This window comes from Herbiconiux daphne (assembly GCF_024979295.1).
GTDB lineage: Bacteria > Actinomycetota > Actinomycetes > Actinomycetales > Microbacteriaceae > Herbiconiux > Herbiconiux daphnes.
In genome coordinates, this window is the sequence record NZ_JANLCJ010000316.1 from 1 (window position 1) to 773 (window position 773).

Genomic DNA, 773 nt, shown 5'->3' on the forward strand with positions numbered 1-773 from the left:
TTTCATTAGCGACAGTCAAACGTGAGAGCGTCAAGACGCTTCGAGTCTTTGCTATCAAAGACTCCGTAGAAACCTTCGTATGCACCAGTACCTTTGACATACATCAGCTTGTCTTTGAAGCCGACAATATTGCCATTGGCATTGGCTGTTAGTACTGGGCTAACTGCTACGGTTTTACCCTTGCTGTTGGTCACGCTGAACATGCGTCCATAGTCAGTGACACTGACTGGATTCATGGTTGCTACTACCTGAGCATTAATAGAATGCTCGGTCTTGCATACAGCGTGTTTAGTACCGACAGGTTTACTGACTGTCTTAACTGGCTGGGATGCTGTACAGCCTGCCAGAAGGCATACAGACACTAATACTGCTAGTTTCATTACTGGTTTCCTTTTTGCGTGATTCCCTTCGCTTTGAGTTCTCTTTTGGAGTTACCAATTCGAGATGGTCAGGGTTACAACAAAGACGGTTATTACATTTATGGTCTACTTGCTTCTTTGATGGGATGTATCCATAGAAGTGTGTGAACACAACCAAATGAGTGGCAACAGTTTGCCCATTTAGACTCATGCGTCCATACCCGCCACCTCTGCCTGTACCCGAAGTGGGGCCATTCCAGAGGTGACATGGACTCATGACTCCATCAAGTTTGAAGCCAGTATGAACAACGTCAATACGCTCATAGACACGAGCGAGTATCTCATTTCGTCGAATCACGTACCCTCCATTAGCAGCAGAGCTTTTCCAATGGCAGTACGTAAGCCTACTAGTTG

General features: G+C 45.9%; 2 protein-coding genes. Both read right to left on the reverse strand.

What is annotated here, in order from left to right:
• Positions 1-5 precede the first annotated feature (5 nt).
• A complete protein-coding gene (locus N1032_RS24930; protein WP_259543240.1) occupies positions 6-380 on the reverse strand; it encodes a hypothetical protein in 375 nt (124 codons plus the stop codon).
• Positions 316-636, reverse strand: coding sequence for an HNH endonuclease signature motif containing protein (locus N1032_RS28550; RefSeq protein WP_407933084.1), 321 nt, complete (start codon positions 634-636; stop codon positions 316-318). The genes N1032_RS24930 and N1032_RS28550 overlap by 65 nt, the downstream gene beginning before the upstream one ends.
• Between the last annotated feature and the right edge of the window lie 137 nt (positions 637-773).